At 58.9% G+C, this 17,729-nt stretch carries 18 protein-coding genes and 1 tRNA gene; 10 read left to right on the top strand and 9 right to left on the bottom strand.

Annotated features, from left to right (window positions below):
- The 3 genes from F8N12_RS10235 to F8N12_RS10225 all read right to left on the bottom strand — a co-directional run.
- Positions 1-338 (bottom strand): aldolase/citrate lyase family protein (locus tag F8N12_RS10235; protein WP_263596517.1); only part of this gene is annotated, 338 nt, incomplete at its 3' end.
- Between the two features lie 13 nt (positions 339-351).
- Positions 352-1,536 (bottom strand): L-rhamnonate dehydratase, encoded by a 1,185-nt coding sequence (gene rhmD / locus F8N12_RS10230; protein WP_150580311.1) that lies wholly within the window; start codon positions 1,534-1,536, stop codon positions 352-354.
- Positions 1,537-1,552: 16 nt separating this feature from the next.
- Positions 1,553-2,848, bottom strand: a complete 1,296-nt coding sequence (locus F8N12_RS10225) for an MFS transporter (protein ID WP_150580310.1) — start codon at positions 2,846-2,848, stop codon at positions 1,553-1,555.
- A 125-nt stretch (positions 2,849-2,973) separates the two neighbouring features.
- Here F8N12_RS10225 and F8N12_RS10220 point away from each other — a divergent pair, with 125 nt between their 5' ends.
- From F8N12_RS10220 to F8N12_RS10200, 5 genes are all read left to right on the top strand, one after another.
- Entirely contained in the window at positions 2,974-3,915 is a 942-nt protein-coding gene (locus F8N12_RS10220; RefSeq protein WP_150580309.1) for a LysR family transcriptional regulator, read from the top strand.
- 184 nt (positions 3,916-4,099) lie between these two features.
- A complete protein-coding gene (locus F8N12_RS10215) occupies positions 4,100-6,931 on the top strand; it encodes a xanthine dehydrogenase family protein molybdopterin-binding subunit (RefSeq protein ID WP_150580308.1) in 2,832 nt (943 codons plus the stop codon).
- A complete protein-coding gene (locus F8N12_RS10210) occupies positions 6,924-7,463 on the top strand; it encodes a (2Fe-2S)-binding protein (protein WP_150580307.1) in 540 nt (179 codons plus the stop codon). The genes F8N12_RS10215 and F8N12_RS10210 overlap by 8 nt, the downstream gene beginning before the upstream one ends.
- A gap of 2 nt (positions 7,464-7,465) precedes the next feature.
- Positions 7,466-8,701, top strand: coding sequence for a c-type cytochrome (locus tag F8N12_RS10205; protein ID WP_150580306.1), 1,236 nt, complete (start codon positions 7,466-7,468; stop codon positions 8,699-8,701).
- Between the two features lies 1 nt (position 8,702).
- A complete protein-coding gene (locus F8N12_RS10200; RefSeq protein ID WP_150580305.1) occupies positions 8,703-9,674 on the top strand; it encodes an XdhC family protein in 972 nt (323 codons plus the stop codon).
- 209 nt (positions 9,675-9,883) lie between these two features.
- On the opposite strand, the gene F8N12_RS10195 is transcribed toward F8N12_RS10200, so the two are convergent.
- Entirely contained in the window at positions 9,884-11,167 is a 1,284-nt protein-coding gene (locus tag F8N12_RS10195) for an NAD(P)/FAD-dependent oxidoreductase (protein ID WP_150580304.1), read from the bottom strand.
- A 183-nt stretch (positions 11,168-11,350) separates the two neighbouring features.
- Between F8N12_RS10195 and F8N12_RS10190 the strand changes: the two genes are divergently transcribed.
- A tRNA-Val gene (locus F8N12_RS10190) sits at positions 11,351-11,427 on the top strand.
- Positions 11,428-11,738: 311 nt separating this feature from the next.
- On the opposite strand, the gene F8N12_RS27600 is transcribed toward F8N12_RS10190, so the two are convergent.
- Entirely contained in the window at positions 11,739-11,876 is a 138-nt protein-coding gene (locus F8N12_RS27600) for a hypothetical protein (protein ID WP_191623146.1), read from the bottom strand.
- Positions 11,877-12,040: 164 nt separating this feature from the next.
- Between F8N12_RS27600 and F8N12_RS10185 the strand changes: the two genes are divergently transcribed.
- Positions 12,041-12,496, top strand: coding sequence for a DUF2214 family protein (locus tag F8N12_RS10185; RefSeq protein WP_150580303.1), 456 nt, complete (start codon positions 12,041-12,043; stop codon positions 12,494-12,496).
- Between the two features lie 169 nt (positions 12,497-12,665).
- Here F8N12_RS10185 and csrA read toward each other — a convergent pair whose 3' ends face one another.
- Entirely contained in the window at positions 12,666-12,857 is a 192-nt protein-coding gene (gene csrA, locus F8N12_RS10180; RefSeq protein WP_008028241.1) for a carbon storage regulator CsrA, read from the bottom strand.
- A 250-nt stretch (positions 12,858-13,107) separates the two neighbouring features.
- On the opposite strand from csrA, the gene F8N12_RS10175 reads away from it, so the two are divergent.
- Positions 13,108-13,473 (top strand): SPOR domain-containing protein, encoded by a 366-nt coding sequence (locus F8N12_RS10175; protein ID WP_150580302.1) that lies wholly within the window; start codon positions 13,108-13,110, stop codon positions 13,471-13,473.
- 79 nt (positions 13,474-13,552) lie between these two features.
- Here F8N12_RS10175 and F8N12_RS10170 read toward each other — a convergent pair whose 3' ends face one another.
- The 3 genes from F8N12_RS10170 to F8N12_RS10160 all read right to left on the bottom strand — a co-directional run bounded on the left by F8N12_RS10170 (position 13,553) and on the right by F8N12_RS10160 (position 15,786).
- On the bottom strand, positions 13,553-14,242 hold the full coding sequence (locus tag F8N12_RS10170; protein ID WP_150580301.1) for an endonuclease: 690 nt from the start codon (positions 14,240-14,242) through the stop codon (positions 13,553-13,555).
- A gap of 4 nt (positions 14,243-14,246) precedes the next feature.
- Entirely contained in the window at positions 14,247-14,516 is a 270-nt protein-coding gene (locus F8N12_RS10165; protein WP_191623145.1) for a DUF1654 domain-containing protein, read from the bottom strand.
- Between the two features lie 181 nt (positions 14,517-14,697).
- The gene (locus tag F8N12_RS10160; protein ID WP_150580299.1) at positions 14,698-15,786 is read right to left on the bottom strand and encodes an asparaginase; all 1,089 of its coding nucleotides are present in this window, start codon (positions 15,784-15,786) and stop codon (positions 14,698-14,700) included.
- 343 nt (positions 15,787-16,129) lie between these two features.
- Here F8N12_RS10160 and F8N12_RS10155 point away from each other — a divergent pair, with 343 nt between their 5' ends.
- Positions 16,130-16,579 carry a hypothetical protein gene (locus F8N12_RS10155; RefSeq protein WP_150580298.1) on the top strand — a complete coding sequence of 150 codons (450 nt, stop codon included), beginning with the start codon at positions 16,130-16,132 and terminating at the stop codon, positions 16,577-16,579.
- A 171-nt stretch (positions 16,580-16,750) separates the two neighbouring features.
- Positions 16,751-17,707 carry a sugar ABC transporter substrate-binding protein gene (locus F8N12_RS10150; protein ID WP_150580297.1) on the top strand — a complete coding sequence of 319 codons (957 nt, stop codon included), beginning with the start codon at positions 16,751-16,753 and terminating at the stop codon, positions 17,705-17,707.
- Positions 17,708-17,729 lie beyond the last annotated feature (22 nt).

The following is a 17,729-nucleotide window of genomic DNA, read 5'->3' as shown; positions in this document are numbered from 1 at the left end:
TAGCGCATGGCGCGGACCAGTGCGGCGGCCTGCTCGGCGGTTTCGACCATGGGAATCATCAATGTCTGCGCACCGATATCCAGCAGTTGCTTGATCAGGTTGGCGTCGCCATTCACCGCGCGCACCACCGGCGCCGTAGCGTAGGGCGCCACCGCCTGCAATTGCGCGAGCACTCCCGGCACCGTGTTCGGCGCATGTTCGCCATCGATCAGCATCCAGTCATAACCGGTGGTGGCGACGATTTCGGCAGCGTAGCCCGTCGCGAAACCGGCCCAGATACCATATTGCGTGGCGCTGCTGGTCAGCGCCGCTTTGAATGCGTTATGCGGCATGTTCATGGCAAATCCTTTCTCAGCGGTTGTAAGGCCGATGCAGTTGGCATTCCGGATTGAGCGTCACGCCAAAACCGGGCTGGTCGAGGGCGGACAGGCGCATGCGACCGTTGACGGGTACCGGCTCGCCGAGCAATTGCGGGTGGAACATCGGCACCACTTGATCAGCCTTCGGCGCCATCATCAGGAACTCGGCAAACGGGCTGTTATGCCGCGTCGCGACAAAGTGATAGCTGTACACCGAAGAGCCGTGGGGAATGACCAGCGCGTTGTGCGCATCGGCCAGGGCGGAAATCTTCACCAGTTCGGTGATGCCGCCACACCAGCCGACATCCGGCTGAATGATGTCGCAGCAACCCATCTCCAGCAGCATGCGAAAACCCCAGCGGGTCGCTTCGTGTTCGCCGGTGGTCACCAGCATGCCTTTGGGTACATTGTTGCGCAGCGCGGCGTAGCCCCAGTAATCGTCCGGCGGCAGCGCCTCCTCGATCCACTTCAAGCCATATTCATGGGCACCGACCGCCAGTTTGGTGGCGTAGTTGAGGTCCAGGCTCATCCAGCAATCGAGCATCAGCCAGAAATCCGGGCCGACCCGCTCGCGCATGGTCGCCAGCTCTTCAAGGTTTTTGCGCAGGCCTTCCTCACCTTCGGCCGGGCCGTGGTGCAAGGGCATCTTGCCGCCGATGAAGCCCATCTTCTGCGCCAGGTCCGGGCGGGCGCCGGTGGCGTAGAACTGCAGTTCATCGCGTACCGCACCGCCGAGCAATTGATGCACCGGTTCCTGACGGATCTTGCCGAGCAAATCCCAGAGCGCCAGGTCGACCCCGGAAATGGTGTTGATGACGATGCCTTTGCGCCCGTAATACAGGGTCGACTGGTACATCTGGTCCCAGATTTTTTCGATGTCAGTCACCCGCGCGCCTTCAAGGAACCGCGCCAGGTGATTCTCGACGATGTAAGCGGCAGGTTCGCCCCCGGTGGTCACGGCAAACCCGACCGTGCCATCGCTGGCCTCGATCTCGACCACCAGCGTACCGAGCACATTAATGCCGAACGTGCGACGGCTCTGGCGGTACTCGGGGTATTTGCTCATTGGCGTGGCAATGTGATCGTCGATCCAGTGGCCGTCCGCCTGATCGTGATAATCCGCTCCGCCACCACGCAGGGTGAATGCGCGCACGTGTTTGATGGTTGGAATGCCCATGGTGTGACTCCTCAGGTTAAACGGTGGCCGGTTTGTTCGAGGCTTTGTGCCCGGGCGGGCGGACGCCCAGCACCAGCAACGCGGCGATGACAGTGGTGGAGGCCAGCAGGTACGGACCGGCGGCCGGTGAGTGGAAGGCACCTTCCGCCCAGTTCTTCAGCACCGGGGCGATGAAGCCGCCGAGGGCGCCGAACGAGTTGATCAGGGCGATGCCGGCGGCGGCAGCGCTGCCGGCGAGGTAGCTGGACGGGAAGGTCCAGAACACCGGTTGCACGGCGATGAAGCCGGAGGCCGCGAAGCACAGCGCAATGATGCCGAGGAACGGGCTGCTGAACGTCACCGAGCAGGCAATTCCGGCGGCCGACATCAGCAAGGTCAGGCATGCGGTGCGCCGACGTTCACCGGTGCGGTCGCTGTAGCCGGGGATGAAATACGCCGCGACGATCGCGCAGATCCATGGGATCGCGGTGACCAGTCCGACCATCAAACCGACTTTGGTGCCAAGCAAGCCACCGACCTGGGTCGGCAGGTAAAACACCACGCCGTAGACGCTGGCCTGAATCAGCAGATAAATCAGGCACAAGTACAGCACCGACGGTTGGCACAGCACGTTGAGCAGGCTGCGGCCGTGATTCTGTTTGTGGCTGTCTTCCTGATCGAGCAGGGTCTGGATTTGTTGACGTTCGTCAGCGCTCAGCCACTTGGCGTCGGCCGGGCGATTGTCCAGGTACCAATAGGCCCAGATGCCCACGGCGGTGGCCATCAAGCCTTCGACTGCAAACAGCCACTGCCAGCCATGGAAACCGGCGAAGCCATCCATTTCCAGCAACAGTCCCGACAGCGGACTGCCGAAAATGAACGCCAGCGGCGCGCCGAAGTAGAAGAAGCCCATGGCCTTGCCGCGCACGGCATTCGGGAACCAATAGGTGAGGTACAGGATGACGCCAGGGAAGAATCCGGCTTCGGCCACGCCCAGCAGAAAGCGCAGTACGTAAAAGGTGGTTTCGTTGTGAGCAAACACCATGGCGGCGGAAACCAGGCCCCAGGTGACCATGATGCGGCACATCCACAAGCGGGCGCCAACACGGTGCAGGATCAGATTGCTGGGGACTTCAAGCAGCGCATAACCGACGAAGAACACCCCGGCGCCGAAGGCGAAGGCGGCGTCGCTGATGCCGGTGTCGGCTTGAAAGGCTTGTTTGGCGAACCCGACGTTGGCGCGGTCGAGAAAGGCCATGATGTACATCAACAGCAGGAAGGGCAGAAGCCGCCAGGAAATCTTGGCGAGCAGAGGCGCGGGCAGAGTATTCATCGCAGTGTTCCTTCGGTAGGGCATTTGTTCTTATGAGGAAGACTGTACGGCCGCTAATCGATGCGTTACAAATCGAATCTAGCTAACAACTGATACCTTGAAGGTATCGATAAAAAGAGTTCGCCATGACCACTCCTGCCATTTCCCGCAGCCTGCTCAACCGCCTGCGCTACAAGCATCTGCACATGCTTGTCGCGCTCAGCAGCAGTCAGAATCTGCACCGCGCCTCGCAAAGCCTGAACATGTCGCAACCGGCCGCCACGCGGATGCTGCACGAAATCGAGGACATGTTCGGCTGCAACCTGTTCGAACGCCTGCCGCGCGGAATGCGCCCGACAGCCTTGGGCAGCGAGTTGATCCGGTTCGCCGAATCGGCGATCAGCGGGCTCGACCGCTGCGCCGAGGACCTGATCGCACGCCAGCAGGGCGGCTACGGTTACCTCTCCATCGGCACGATCATGGGCGCCGCGCCGGACCTGGTGATGGACTCGATTGCCGAAATCAAATCGCTCAACCCGCAACTGCGCATTCGCATCATGGGCGACACCAGTGACCAGGTTATCCAGCTACTGGAACAGGGCCGCATCGACCTCGCCATCGCCCGGCGCAACGCTGCCACCGACAGTGAGCATTACCAGTTCGAGCAGTTGGGCAACGAGCGGCTGTTGGTGGTGGTGCACGCCGGCCATCCGCTGGTGAAACGCAAAAAAATCGATTTGGCGGAACTGGTCAGCGGCTGGCCGTGGATTCTGCAACCGGAAAGCAGTCCGGCGCGCATTGGTCTGGATCAGGCCTTGCAACGTCAGGCGTTGCCGACGCCGGCCGATATCATCGAGTGCAATTCGGTCTACTCGATGCAGCAATTGATCCAGCTGACCGACGCAATCATGGTGCTCTCGGAAACCGCGTTGCGCGACTACTTGAAAATGGGTCTGGTGGTCGCATTGCCAGTGGCGCTGGATGTGCAGTTGGCGCCATTTGGATTGCTCCTGCGCAAGGGTGAACACATCAGCCGCGAGCTCGGCTTGTTCATTGATTTGTTACGTCACAAAGCTGCAGTTTTCTGATCTATCGGTCAGATATATGTAACCAGTTGTTTTCTAATTTCACAGAAATCTATAAAGTTAACCTTTCGGTCAGCTTTGCACTGTCAAATCAGCCCTTTGCATCGTCAAAAAGGGCTTCTGCACGACTCGAGATTCCCAGAACACAACCACAAGGGCGGACCTATAACCGCCCAGAGGATGATCCATGTCCAACCGTGATATCTCCCGGCGCTCGTTCCTTCAGGGCGGGCTGGTGGCGGGGGTGAGTGTGACGCTCACGCCGCTCAGCAGTCAGGCGCTGGCTGCCTTGATGGAAAACAGCGTGACCGTGCCGTCCGAGCAGTGGCTCGGTAATAACGGCAAGGCGCGTGCGCGTAACGATGCTTTGTCGAAAGTCTGCGGCAGCAAAGTGTTTGCCCGCGACATCCGCGCCAAGGACATGCCGGGCTGGCCGCAGCAGCAAGGCCATGCAATGTTGCTGAAAACCATCAAGGCCGACCGTATTTACGCGGGCTACGATTTGTCGTGGCTCGGCGCAGCATTGCAGCCCGACCGCATTGTCACCGCGGCCGACCTGGACAAGGACGGCATCGTTTTCCCGGAGGAGCACGCGCCCGATCCGCTGCTGCCGGAAGGCAAGGTGCCGATGTTCATCGGTCACCCAGTGGCAATCCTGATCTGGAACGATTTCGAGCGTTTCCGTCAGGCCAAGGCCAAACTCAAATTCAATGACAAAGCCATCCGTTACGGCGAAAAAGTGCCTTTTTACGAAGGCGATCCCTACGGCAGTTTCCGCTACGTGCGCGTTGGCGGCGCGACCTCGGCTGATGAAGACGAATTCGCCAGCCTCAAGGATTCGATCCTTTTCCCGATGCTGCGCAACCGTCGTCCGGTGTGGGATTCGCAACCGAACCTGCACGGCAACCTGACCGAGCGCGGGCTGTTTTACGCCGACAGGATGAAACAGCAGCTCGACACGCCGCCGGACAACTGGCTGGTGTTCGACGAGCGCTACAAAACCCCGTCGATCGAACCGGCCGCGATGGAGCCGGACAATGGCAACGGCTGGTACGATCCGGCGACCAAAACCCTGCATTTTGTCGTCGCCACCCAGTGCCCGCTGGAGACCGCCGCCGACACCGCGAAGATGATCGCACCGTCGCGTTTCGGCCTGGCCAACCTCAACATGCACCCCGGTTACACGGTCGGCTACGGTTCCAAGGACCACAACATTTTCGTCTACTACGCTGCGCTTGCCGCGTTGTATGGCGCCGGCGTGCCGGTGCGACTGGCCAATGATCGCTACGAACAATTCCAGAGCGGGATCAAGCGTCATCCGTTCGACATCCGCTATCAACTGGCGGTCGACAAGACCGATCACAGCTTCAAGATTTTCCGCGCCGAGATGAGTGTCGACGGTGGCGGGCGCATCAACTACAGCCCATCGGTGGCGGCGGTTGGCGCGACCGCGGCGCAGTCGATCTACTACATGCCGCAGAACGATCTGCAGGTCACCGCCTACCATTCCCGCGCCGTTGAAGCAGGGTCGATGCGTGGCTACGGTACCCTGCAAAGCATGGCGTCGACCGAAATGATGGTCGACGAAATTGCCGATCGCCTCGGTGTCGATGCGATCGACCTGCGCAGGAAAAACGCGCTGCGCTCGGGCATGAAAAACACCCAGGGTGCGGTGCCGGCCGGTGCTTTGCGTTTGCATGAAATTCTCGACAAGGCTGCGGTTCACGAGGTCTGGAAAAATCGCGCCGCGATAAAAAAACAGCGCGAGGCGAAAGATCCGGATAACTGGTACGGCGTCGGTTTTGCGATCTGCCAGAAAGACTTCGGCACCGGTTCGGAAGCGCCGATGGCAAGTATCGAATTCAGCGCCGAAGGGCGCATTCACCTGCGTCACATTGGTATCGAAATCGGCACTGGCATGTCCACGTCGCAAGCCATGGTGGTCGCGGATTTCCTCGGCAGCCCGGCGCATGAGGTGAAGACCGGCGAGACCGAATGGCACGAGTTGCAGCTCATCACTGGCGGCAACCCGTACACCATGAGCCAGGCCGAGCAGGACAACTGGCTGCGCAATCCGCGCTGGGTCGGCAAGATTGCGTCGGCATCGTCGGCGACCAACTCTGCTTATTACTTTAGCCACGCCACCCGTGAAGCGGCCCGCGTGCTGTTCAACCACGGCCTCTGGCCGGCGGCGTTGCAGATCTGGCGACAAGGCCCTTATGGCGGCCAGGCCAACCCCTACGTGGTTCGCCGCGAAGACGCGCATTGGGTCGACGGCAACCTCACCGCCAACGGCATGCAACCGCTGACCTTTGCCGAGCTGGCCAAACACGCCCACGAAAAAGGCCTGGTGACCGGCGCGACCGTGCACGGCTTCAACCGCTGGAGCTGGGCCGAGTCCGAGTTCAGCATCGACGGCGTGCGCGAGCGTTTGCCGCTCGATGGTTTGGCGGTGAAGTACGGCGACGGTGCCCCGAGCGTGAAAAAAGCGCAGATGAACAGCGCCGGTTTCCATCTGCTCGAGCGTCAAAATGCGCATTACCCGGACACCCAGCTGAACAACGCGGCCGTGACTTACTACAGCCCGGTCGCGACGCTGGTGGAAGTGAAAGTGAACAAAGGTTCAGCCGAAGTCGAGGTGCTCAACCATCACTCGTGGGTCGAGTGCGGGCGGGTTCTGGTTGAAGAGTTGGTCAGAGGTCAACTCGAAGGCGGGATCGCCATGGGCATTGGCCATGCGCTGATGGAAGACATGCCGCTTTACGAGGGCGGGCCGGGGGAGGGTGACTGGAACTTCAACCGCTATCGCCTGCCGATGGCGCGGCACGTCGCGGTGTGGAAACAGACCGCGGAAATCCTCCCGCCGCTGTCGCCGAGCGACCCGTCCAAGGGCATTGCCGAAGTGGTGATGATCCCGGTGGTCGGCGCGATCGGTAACGCCGTGGCGCACGCGATCGGTAAACGGGTTCGCGACCTGCCTCTCACTTCTGCCCGCATCAAGGAGGCCCTCAATGGCTAACCGTCCGCTTCAACTGACCCTCAACGGTCAATCCGTCGGCCCGGTGGACATCCCTGATGACCTGCCGATGATCGACTATTTGCACGAGTACAAAAATCTCACCGGCTCGCGTCTTGGCTGTGGTCAGGGCATCTGCCATGCCTGCGTGGTGATCGTCGACAACCCGGACGGCACCAGCGAAGAAGTGCGCACCTGCATCACCGGCGCGCACTATTTCGAGGGCAAGAAAGTGCGCACCATCGAAGGCCACGCGACCCGCGATGAGCAGGGTCAGGTCACCGCGCTGAACCCGATCCAGCAGCGTTTTGTCGATGAATTCGCGTTTCAGTGCAGCTATTGCGCGCCCGGTTTCGTGAATGCCGCAACGGTGCTGGTGGAGAAGCTGCAGCGTCAGCCGATCGTCAAAAGCCAGTTGGAAAAAGTGATTGAAGACAGCCTCGGTCATCACATCTGCCGCTGCACCGGCTACGTCCGTTACTACAGCGCGACGCGCAACGTGCTGACTGATCTCGGCCTGGTCAAGGAGGGTTAAGCATGAAGCATCTACTTTCCCGTCTGGCGCTGGCGGTCGGTCTGGCTGCGCCGGTGTTGTTGGCGCACGCAGAAGATCAGGTTGCGCGCGGCGAATACCTCGCGCGCGCTGCCGATTGCGTGGCCTGCCACACGGCTCCGGGTGGCGCGCCGTATGCGGGCGGTCTGCCGATCGTTTCACCGTTCGGCACGATCTACGGCACCAACATCACGCCGAGCAAGAAGCATGGCATCGGCCTTTACAGTGATGACGAATTTTTCGCCGCACTTACCGAAGGCAAGCGTCGTGATGGCGCGAACCTGTATCCGGCGATGCCTTACACCTCGTATCACCTGATGCCCCGAGCGGATTCGGACGCGATTCACGCGTACCTGAAAACGTTCGAGCCGATCGAGCGGCCGGCACCGGTGACCAGCCTGAGTTTCCCGTTCAACGTGCGGATGGGCCTGACCGGCTGGAACATGCTCTACGGCAAGGACTTGAAGCTGGCGCCCACCGAGGGCAAAAGTGAAGCCTTCAAACGCGGTCAGTACATGGTCGATGTGCTCGGCCACTGCGGCGAGTGCCACACGCCACGCGGCTTGCCGGGTGCGATGCAACTGGACAAACGCATGACGGGCGGAGTGCTCAATGGCTACCTGGCCCCGAGCCTGCTGGCGACGGATCTGGCCGCTCGCGGCTGGAATCATCAGGACCTGAGCTCGTTCCTCAAACACGGCATGAGCGCGCAGGGGACAATGTTCAACGAGATGTTCCCGGTGTTCCACAACAGCACCCAGCGCCTCAGCGATCCGGATCTTGCGGCGATGGCGACGTTCCTGCTCGGCGATCAACCGCCCGCCGCGAAAGTCGTCGCCGACGTGCCGTTCGAACAATTGGGTGCCAGCGCCAAACGCGGTCGTCAGGATTACCTGAACGTCTGCGCCGGATGCCACGCCGTGGAGGGCGAGGGCAAGCCGCACATTGCGGTGGCCATGCGCGGCAACACCACGCTGCGCCTGGAAGATCCGCGCAACCTGCTGCGGGTGATCGAGGACGGCATCGGCGAGCAGCAATTTGTCGGGTTCGAACGCATGCAGCCGATGCCGGGTTTCGCCGACAAACTCAGCCACGAGCAACTCACCGACCTGCTCAATTACCTGCGTCAGGGCTGGGGTGGTCAATCGGCTGAAATGGCAGTGAGCGACGTGCAGAAACTGCGGGCGGACGCACCATCGGCCGAGCACAAGGCGCACTGACATGCAGCATCTCGATCTGCAGGTGATCCGCCGGGCGTTGCAATGGTCGGCGGCCGGTCAGCGCATCTGGCTGTGCACGGTACTCGCCACCTACGGCTCGGCGCCGCGCGCGCCGGGGTCGTTGCTAGTGGTGAACACTCACGGCCAATGGCTCGGCTCGCTGTCCGGCGGCTGCGTCGAGGAGGATTTTCTCGAGCGCGTCGCCGAAGGCGCGTTTCTCGACCCAGTCAGTGTGGTGCGTTACGGCGAGGGCGACGAACCGCGTTCGCGGGTCAGCCTGCCTTGTGGCGGCGTGCTCGATGTGTTGGTCGAGAAGCTCGAGCCTGCGTGCGAGGTGCAGGCGCATTTGCGCGAGCTGGAGGCGGCGTTACTCGGCCAGCGTCGATTGATCCGCGAGATTGATCTGGCCAATGGTGCGCGTCGCCTGTTCACGGATCGCGCGCAGGGCGCGCGTATCGAGCGAGAGATTGACCGGGTTCGGGTGCGCATTGGCGCTGCGCAACGGTTGCTGTTGGCCGGGTATTCCAGCGTCGCTCAGGCGTGTGCGGAATTCGCGGTCGGCTTGGGCTTCGAGGTGATTCTGTGTGATCCGCGCGAAGAAGTGCTCGATGGCGTGGTGCTGGAAAATGTCGAGATTCGTCGGCAGTTGCCTTCGGTGTTTATCGCCGACGGTGGTTGCCACAGCGATACGGCGGTGGTGGCGCTGACTCATGATCCGCGCATTGATGACCTGGCGATGATGGAGGCGGTGCGCACCGACGCTTTTTATATCGGCGTGATGGGCTCAATGCAGACCTCACGGAAACGCTTCGAGCGGCTGCGGCGGATTGGCGGTTTGGACGAGCCGCAACTGGCGCGGATTCATGCGCCGATCGGGCTCAACCTTGGCAGCAAAACTCCGGCGGAAATCGCGCTGGCGGTGCTGGCTGATATCCTTAGGATCCGCAGGGGTATCTCCCGGGATCGGCTCTGACGCCCTGCATTGATTCCTGTCGAAGCCGCCCACCTATTTGGGAGTCGACACAGGGCCTGTGGGAGCGTGGCTTGCCCGCGAAAGCGTCACGTCATTCAGCATCGTGGTGGATTGACACACCGCCTTCGCAAGCAAGCGTTGCTCCCTCAAGGCTCCCCCGATTGCCATAAAAAAGGGCCGCATCACGCGGCCCTGTTTCCATCCAGATATCAAAATCCCAGCCTGTCCCGCAACCCGTAATACCAGGCGCCCAACGCCGCAAACGGCGTGCGCAAAATCTGCCCGCCCGGAAACGGGTAATGCGGCAAATCCGCAAACGCATCAAAGCGCTCAGCCTGCCCGCGCAACGCTTCCGCCAGCACTTTGCCGGCCAGGTGCGTGTACGTCACGCCGTGACCGCTGCAGCCTTGGGAATAATAAATGTTGTCGCCCAGGCGCCCTACCTGGGGCAGACGCGACAAGGTCAGCAGGAAATTGCCGGTCCAGGCGTAATCAATCTTTACATCTTTAAGCTGTGGGAACGCCTTGAGCATTTTCGGACGGATGATTGCTTCAATATTCGCCGGGTCCCGCGCGCCGTAGACGACACCGCCGCCAAACACCAGACGCTTGTCGCCGGTCAGGCGGTAATAGTCGAGCAGATAATTGCAGTCTTCAACGCAGTAATCCTGCGGCAGCAGGCTGTTTGCCAAGGCATCGCCCAGCGGCTCGGTGGTAATCACCTGGGTGCCGCAAGGCATCGACTTAGCCGCCAGTTCCGGGACCAGATTGCCGAGGTAGGCGTTGCCGGCAACGATGATGAACCTGGCCCTGACCTTGCCCTGCGGTGTGTGCACCACCGGGTTCGCGCCGCGCTCGATCCGCACCGCCGGCGACTGCTCATAAATAGTGCCACCCAGCGACTCCACTGCAGCCGCCTCGCCCAGTGCCAGGTTTAGCGGGTGGATGTGACCGCCACTCATGTCGAGCAGGCCGCCAACGTAGTTTTCGCAGCTCACCACTTCCCGGATGCGCTGTTGATCCAGCAGTTCCAGCTGCGTATGACCGAAGCGTTCCCACAAACGTTTTTGGGATTCCAGATGGCCCATCTGTTTTTCGGTGATCGCGGCGAACACGCCACCGTCTTTCAAGTCGCACTGGATATTATATTTGGCGACGCGCTCGCGAATGATGCGGCCACCTTCGAACGCCATCTCGCCCAGCAGCTGAGCCTGCCGGGGCCCGACCGTGCGCTCAATCACATCGATATCGCGGCTGTAACTGTTAACGATCTGACCGCCATTGCGGCCCGAAGCCCCGAAGCCTACTTTCGCGGCTTCCAGTACGGTCACTTTGAAACCGTTCTCCAGCAGAAACAGGGCAGAAGACAGTCCGGTGTAACCGGCGCCGATCACACAGACATCCGTCTCGATGTCGCTCTGCAACACCGGACGCGGCGGCACCGCGTTGGCCGATGCCGCGTAATAGGACTCTGGGTAGGAAACGTTCGCCATCCGGCAGCCTCTGTTTAATATATTTTACGAGTCTGCCGATCGTACCCGAGTTAAAAATCGACCGCCAGCGGGCGGAAAATCTTCGTTGCAATGGCCGAATTAAATATTTTGCATATTCATAGGGTTAGCTCAAAAAAAGGTGTTGACACCCCTTCGGAATTCCGTAGAATGCCGCCTCACAGCAGGCACGTAGCTCAGTTGGTTAGAGCACCACCTTGACATGGTGGGGGTCGTTGGTTCGAGTCCAATCGCGCCTACCAAACAAAATCCGCTCTGCTGGGCGGTCTAGAAATGCTCACCGAAAGGTGGGCCTTTTTTTGTTGTCTTGAAATCGTGCAGAACGCCCTCCGATGACTGTGTTCACACAAAGCAACATGAATGCAGATGTCAGCGCATTATCCAGCTTATACGGCCGTGCCAGGGTTGCGATGCCATCGGGGCGACCGGGTATGCGGTTGTAAAGGTACTTGTGTTCGGTCACACCACTCGTGGGTTCTTTATCTTCGGCACTTGCGAACGACTGAGGGGGGCGCCGACAGCAGGCCATTCAGCGCTGCCGTCGGCAGATCAATCAGTCCGCCAGAGTGCACACCCAGCGATGATCGTGTCGGTACGGTGCGCGGGTGAAGATCACGTCCGACACCAGGGTCAAGCCGCGCTGTTGTAGCGCTTCGGTCAGTTGTACGAGTGTCTCTGCTTCGATTGTCATTGCTGTCACCTCGTCAGATTACGCGTTCATAATTCTTGACCGGAAAGACAATGGGCTAATTCATTTTTTTTACTGCCGTGATTACTTGAGCGGGCGAGCGGACACTGCATTCATGGGCTACTACTTTGAGGCGCACCCAAAGATGATCTGATGGGAGTCTCTCGATGCTTGCTCACTGGTCCCTCGCCGCAATCCACCTCCTGGCGCTAACACTCGGCTTTTGGGCAGTGCTCACGCGTGGGACAGCGTTTCAGCGTCTATCCACTGGGTTCGGTGAAGCTCGCAGCGTGTTGGGCGCGGATAATCTGTGGGGGATTTCAGCGCTGTTGCTACTGGTCACAGGTGGGATGCGTGCCTTTGCCGGGTACGAAAAGGGCACTGACTACTACCTTCATCAACCACTGTTTCATCTGAAGATGACGCTGTTCATCCTCATCGTCCTGCTGGAAATCGCACCGATGGTGACGCTGATCAAATGGCGGATCGCGTTAGGGCGAGGTGAGCCAGTCGATACCGCACGCGCGAAGGTGTTCGCGCGGATCTGCCACGTTCAGGCGCTGCTGGTGATATTGATGATCGTGGCGGCGACGGGTATGGCCAGAGGGGTGACGTTTGGATAGTCGGCTGCAGTCGCGATTTTCTGTGGAGCAATGCGAAGCGTCTGACAGCCAGGCCACGCAGTGCGCAGGCAGCATTGGGGAACGTTCGGCGGGAGAGTTGAGTGATACTCGAATCTTAGCCAGCCGTTGTTCAGGGGGTGAACGGGCTGGCTACTGACTGCAGCAGAATTCAGGACTGCGGTTTGTCCGGCGCGGTCAGACCAGCCTGAATGCGCTGGTAAATTTCTTCGCGGTGGACAGCTACGTCCTTTGGGGCATTGATGCCGATTCTGACTTGCTGGCCGCTTACGCCCAGAATGGTGATCGTAATGTCATCGCCAATGTTTATGCTTTCACCGACTTTGCGGGTGAGTATCAGCATGGTCTTCTCCTTGATTGCTTTGTAGGGCACCTGATTCGAACAGTGCAGAGGTCGGTGGTATGTATAGATTAGTGCGAAGTCTCACGGTTTGGGTGCCTCTTTCTGACGCGCAGATGCTGCATTAATTCCCAAGGCGTAACTATACAGAGGCCGCACTCATCATTCTCGTTGTTTTGAGCCCATTTTGCGGCCCTCGGGAAGTATTCATGAATGTTAAAATCCCGTTTTTCAGTCTTCAGAGGGAAGCGTTGTGCGCAAATTGGCCTTGGTAATCGCAGTACTGGCACTGGCGGCATGTGGCGAAGGCAGGGATACCGATGCACCTAAGCCCCGGCCGACAGCGGAGGCGACGTCTGCATCGGCCGCTGCACCGCAATGGCACCTCGAAGTGCGCGGCGAGATAACCCAGGCGGTCAGCGACCTTAGCGGCTGGCTGATCGAACACAGCTATGTATCAAGCGTGATCAGGGAGGAGGGCAGAACGCGAATTCTGATGGGGCCGTATAAATCGAAAGCTGAAGCCGAGGCTAAACAGGCAGAGGTGCTCGCGGCACTCAAGAAGGCGAAGAAGCAGAACATCGAAGTGCTGGTTATCGAGCATCCGCTGGTTAAGTAAGCTTTCATGGCTCGGCGCGATCAAGCATGAAAAAGGCCTCGGGTAGTAAAACCCGAGGCCCTCTGATTTTTACCAACCGTCAACCGCACGCCTTCAGGTCAACCGGGCCGACAAATTCATTGGCGCGCCCCATCACACACGCCACGGTTTGGTTACGCTGACGTTCCCACGCCTGAACGGGATAAGTCTTACTCCAGGCTTCGTACAATTGCCGATCCTGCTTCGACAAGCGCAAGTCATATTGCTTGCTCATGTAGAAATACGTCCGGGCGATCATGCCGCGAATCGAAGGGCGCGGCATCACCTTCTTTGCCTTGAAATCCACCTGAGTCAGGCAAGAGCCATACTGGCCCGACTGCTCCGGTAGCCAGCCAAAGCTGAAATTGCTGCGGTCGCCATTCACTTCTCCAATGCTTGGCACCAGGTTATGCAGATCGGCCTCGGCCTTCTGATAGATCGGGTCATGACGTGTGCAGTTCTTGCGTCCGCCCTGTTGCCAGCACTGGCGCTGATGTCCGATCTGCCAGGCGGGGACGATATGTTCCCATTCAATTCGGGCAGCGCGTTTAGCGTTTTTTCGCGGGACGTAGCCGCAGGCCGACAGGTTCACCCTGTTGCCGGTGTACTTGCATCCACAATAAAACTCGGTGGATTGCGGCGCATAGAGCTTCCAGGCGACTTTCTTGGCTTCGTTGAAGGTGCGGGGGGCATCCGCCTGGGCGCCGGTGGTGAAAAACAGCAACAGCAAAACAAAACAACGGACACTCATTGACTCAATCTTCCTTCGGCACAACCCAGAAAATCTGCACACCGCCATCGTCGCGGTAGGCGAGGGTGACGTTGTCGTTCTCATCAATTTCTTCGAGCAGGCGCTCCCAGTCAGCCGCCGGCTCGTCAGGAAGACGGAAGATCAGTGCAGCCTTGGCTTTCTGAGCGGTTGGAGAATTGATGATTTTCTGAACGCGAATGCCCATCAGTTCAAAGGCATCGGGTGAGTCGCAAGCGTTGGCCACAGGATTATCCTTATTAAGCTGTACGTGCATACAGTATTTAACTGTAGGAATTTTCGCAACTGCTTAAAATTAAAGAAAATCCTCTGACAGCGATTTTTGCCCTTTTGTGTAGGACGGGGGAATTAAATTTGTCGGAGTAAAACGAGCCCCACGCCAGGACCGGCGAGGGGCTCCAGCAATGCCCGACCGAAATCAGTCGGGCGACATTCGATCAGTATTCCCAAAACATCCGCTGCAGCTCTTTGCTGTCATTGGTCTTGGTCAGTGCGACCATGGCCAGAATCCGGGCTTTTTGCGGATTCAGATCGTGAGCTACGACCCAATCGTATTTGTCATCCGGCTGTTCGGCGTTACGCAGCACGAAGCCGCCAGCGTTGACGTGAGAAGAGCGAATGATTTGTACGCCGTCTTTGCGCAAGGCTTGCAGGGTTGGCACTACGCGCGAGGACACTGAGCCATTACCGGTACCGGCGTGGATGATGGCTTTGGCGCCAGATTGAGCGAGCGCTTTGTAGGCCGTGTCGCTGACGTTGCCGTAGGAGTAGGCAATTTCTACATCAGGCAGCGCCTTGATCTGCCTGATGTCGAATTCGGAATCCAGGGTGTGGCGCTTGGCCGGCAACCGGAACCAGTAGGACTTGCCCTCGACGACCATTCCCAGCGGACCCCAGGCACTTTTGAATGCCTCGGTCTTGATATTGACCATTTTGCTGACATCGCGACCCGACTGGATTTCATCATTCATGGTCACCAGAACACCCTTGCCGCGTGCCTCCTTGCTGCTGGCCACGGCCACTGCGTTGTACAGGTTCAGCATCCCGTCCGCAGACATTGCGGTGCCCGGACGCATTGAGCGGACGACGATAATTGGCTTGGCGGTTTTCTCCACCAGGTTCAGAAAGTACGCAGTCTCTTCCAGCGTGTCTGTGCCGTGGGTGATGACGATGCCATCCACGTCAGCGCTGTCTGCCAGTTCAGCCACGCGGCGACCCAGTTGCAGCAAGTTATCGTTGGTAATGCTCTCCGAAGCGATTTGCATGACTTGCTCACCGCGCACGTTGGCCACTTGGCTCAGTTCCGGGACGCCAGCGATCAATTGTTCGATGCCGACCTTCGCGGCCTGGTAGGTGGCACTGTTGGCAGCACTGGCTCCCGCACCGGCAATGGTGCCACCGGTGGCAAGAATCACCACGTTTGCAAGCTTTTGCCGTGTTTCAACTTCTTTTGCCTGGAGGGCAGAGGGTAAGAGCAGGAGCAGGGCCAAGGCGCCCGGAACGAAGGATTTGAAAGCAGCTGTCATTATTTTTATCTCTTTCATTGTTAGAGGATGCTGGAGCAGGTTTTCCAGATACGCCTCCAGTGGGTTTGAAGCAGGAGGCCAAAGACAGAGAGCAGGATCTGTACCAGTCACACTCAGTACCAAAAAAATCAGCTAAATCCATGATTTGTAACACTAATACAAATGTGTAAGGGGGATGGAGGCGTTCCCGGCGTCCGGCATTCCGACTACATATTGTATTGGCGTTCGGATTCCCGGCAGGTATCCCCGCATGCTCCACACTGTCGCCAGCCGAGCAATTGGACGCTAAAGAAACTCGTAGAACGGTCGATGCTACTTCAAAGGATTTTTCTCAGGAGCTGACATGTCGTTTTCCGTAGGTTTTCCTAATGCAGGTGCGATCACTATTGGTGGCAAGTCCACGGCCACCCTCAACGCGCCGAGCGAATCCGCCGATCAAGCTTCGGCACTGGACCTGAGCGATGAAAAAGACGCTGATTCGAACCAGGTTCGTACCGGTGGTGGAGCACCTGCAGAAGCCAAGCAAGAGAGCGCAAGTACGCAAAGCATTGCTGTGAAAGTGCTGCTCAAGCGCATGCAGGAACTGCAGCAACAGTTGCGCGAACAACAGCAGCAGCTGGCCGCCGCGCAGGCCGCTGCTTATCCGACCGAGGAAGCCAAGGCAACGGTGGTCATGTCGATTCAGGGGCAAATTGCCGAAACGAATGGAGCATTGGCACAAGTCACGGCGAGCCTGATCAAGGAACTGGCCAAGGGCGGTGGCTCGGGAGGGCTAGTCAGTACTACGGCATAGCAGGCAGATGCTAGGCAGGTAGCACACCGCCGTTGACACTTACTAACAAAGTTCGCATAGTTCGATCAACGCAAACGTTTGCGCGGCAACCTTGAGGGCGGTAGTATCGACCGCTACGGTGACGTCATCGCAATGCGTTGCCAAGAATAATCATAAGATCGGAGTGTACTCATGAAGCTGCCATTCGCTGGACGTCTTCTCGCTGTCGCTGTGCTGGCTGCCGCATCCGCTGCCATGCCTTTCTCCTCGGCATTCGCCGAAACTGCTGAAAAACCGAAAGTCGCACTGGTCATGAAATCACTGGCCAATGAATTCTTCCTGACCATGGAAGATGGCGCCAAAGCCTACCAGAAAGAGCATTCCGGCGAGTTCGACCTGATCTCCAACGGCATCAAGGACGAAACGGACACCGCCAACCAGATCCGCATCGTCGAACAGATGATCGTTTCCAAAGTCAACGCCCTGGTCATCGCACCCGCCGACTCGAAGGCGATGGTGCCGGTGATCAAAAAGGCTGTGGATGCCGGCATCACCGTGATCAACATTGATAACCAGCTGGATCCAGCGGTGGTCAAAAGCAAAAATATCAGCGTTCCGTTCGTAGGCCCGGACAACCGTAAAGGCGCGCGTCTGGTAGGCGAGTACCTGGCCAAACAGCTCAAGGCCGGTGACGAAGTTGGCATCATCGAGGGCGTTTCCACCACGACCAACGCGCAGGCCCGTACCGCAGGCTTCAAGGATGCGATGGAAGCGGCCCAGATCAAGGTCGTGTCGCTGCAATCGGGAGACTGGGAGATCAACAAGGGCAATCAGGTTGCCTCTTCCATGCTGAGCGAATACCCGAACATCAAAGCCCTGCTTGCCGGTAACGACAGCATGGCGGTCGGTGCGGTTTCTGCCGTGCGCGCGGCGGGCAAGGCCGGCAAGGTGCAAGTGGTCGGCTACGACAACATCAATGCAATCAAGCCGATGTTGAAAGACGGTCGCGTCCTGGCCACGGCCGATCAGTTCGCCGCGAAACAAGCGGTATTCGGCATTGAAACTGCGCTTAAAATCATCAAAGGCGAAAAAGTCGACAGCGGCGCCAATGGCGTGATTGAAACTCCGGTCGAGCTGGTTACCAAGTAGTCCCTCTGGCGAACAACGGCGC

This window comes from Pseudomonas fluorescens (assembly GCF_902497625.1).
In the GTDB taxonomy this organism is placed as follows: Bacteria; Pseudomonadota; Gammaproteobacteria; order Pseudomonadales; family Pseudomonadaceae; genus Aquipseudomonas; species Aquipseudomonas fluorescens_BQ.
The sequence above is the reverse complement of the archived record's forward strand: the minus strand, read 5'-3'. Positions and strand labels throughout refer to the sequence as shown.

Coding starts and splice junctions, on each gene's coding strand:
- rhmD (WP_150580311.1), bottom strand. CDS start 1,536: ATGGGCATTCCAACCATCAAACACGTGCGCGCATTCACCCTGCGTGGT.
- F8N12_RS10225 (WP_150580310.1), bottom strand. CDS start 2,848: ATGAATACTCTGCCCGCGCCTCTGCTCGCCAAGATTTCCTGGCGGCTT.
- F8N12_RS10220 (WP_150580309.1), top strand. CDS start 2,974: ATGACCACTCCTGCCATTTCCCGCAGCCTGCTCAACCGCCTGCGCTAC.
- F8N12_RS10215 (WP_150580308.1), top strand. CDS start 4,100: ATGTCCAACCGTGATATCTCCCGGCGCTCGTTCCTTCAGGGCGGGCTG.
- F8N12_RS10210 (WP_150580307.1), top strand. CDS start 6,924: ATGGCTAACCGTCCGCTTCAACTGACCCTCAACGGTCAATCCGTCGGC.
- F8N12_RS10205 (WP_150580306.1), top strand. CDS start 7,466: ATGAAGCATCTACTTTCCCGTCTGGCGCTGGCGGTCGGTCTGGCTGCG.
- F8N12_RS10200 (WP_150580305.1), top strand. CDS start 8,703: ATGCAGCATCTCGATCTGCAGGTGATCCGCCGGGCGTTGCAATGGTCG.
- F8N12_RS10195 (WP_150580304.1), bottom strand. CDS start 11,167: ATGGCGAACGTTTCCTACCCAGAGTCCTATTACGCGGCATCGGCCAAC.
- F8N12_RS27600 (WP_191623146.1), bottom strand. CDS start 11,876: ATGACAATCGAAGCAGAGACACTCGTACAACTGACCGAAGCGCTACAA.
- F8N12_RS10185 (WP_150580303.1), top strand. CDS start 12,041: ATGCTTGCTCACTGGTCCCTCGCCGCAATCCACCTCCTGGCGCTAACA.
- csrA (WP_008028241.1), bottom strand. CDS start 12,857: ATGCTGATACTCACCCGCAAAGTCGGTGAAAGCATAAACATTGGCGAT.
- F8N12_RS10170 (WP_150580301.1), bottom strand. CDS start 14,242: ATGAGTGTCCGTTGTTTTGTTTTGCTGTTGCTGTTTTTCACCACCGGC.
- F8N12_RS10165 (WP_191623145.1), bottom strand. CDS start 14,516: ATGCACGTACAGCTTAATAAGGATAATCCTGTGGCCAACGCTTGCGAC.
- F8N12_RS10160 (WP_150580299.1), bottom strand. CDS start 15,786: ATGACAGCTGCTTTCAAATCCTTCGTTCCGGGCGCCTTGGCCCTGCTC.
- F8N12_RS10155 (WP_150580298.1), top strand. CDS start 16,130: ATGTCGTTTTCCGTAGGTTTTCCTAATGCAGGTGCGATCACTATTGGT.
- F8N12_RS10150 (WP_150580297.1), top strand. CDS start 16,751: ATGAAGCTGCCATTCGCTGGACGTCTTCTCGCTGTCGCTGTGCTGGCT.